At 77.9% G+C, this 222-nt stretch carries 1 protein-coding gene; it reads left to right on the forward strand.

Translation table 11 applies throughout. The features are described 5' to 3' along the window. Positions 1–222, forward strand: a 222-nt coding sequence (locus tag AN218_RS38015) for an ABC-ATPase domain-containing protein (protein WP_338059605.1), incomplete at both ends; no start/stop codon positions are given.

Here is a 222-nt window from a genome sequence, read left to right on the forward strand (position 1 = left end):
GTCCGCCGCGCCCGGAGACCCGCTCGCCGCACGAGGACCGTCCGCCCCGGGCACACGGCGGACCGCCGCGCGACGGCCTGGACGAGCAGTTGGCCCGGCTCGAAGGGGCGTCGTACGGGCGGTACAAGAGCCTCGTCGGTACGTCCTGGAAGCTGCCGGGCGCGGAGGCGACGGGCGCGACGCTGCGGCTCGTACGCGGCCAGGCCGACCCCTTCGCGCCGC

Origin of the sequence: Streptomyces nanshensis (assembly GCF_001751255.1) — a bacterium.
GTDB lineage: Bacteria > Actinomycetota > Actinomycetes > Streptomycetales > Streptomycetaceae > Streptomyces > Streptomyces nanshensis_A.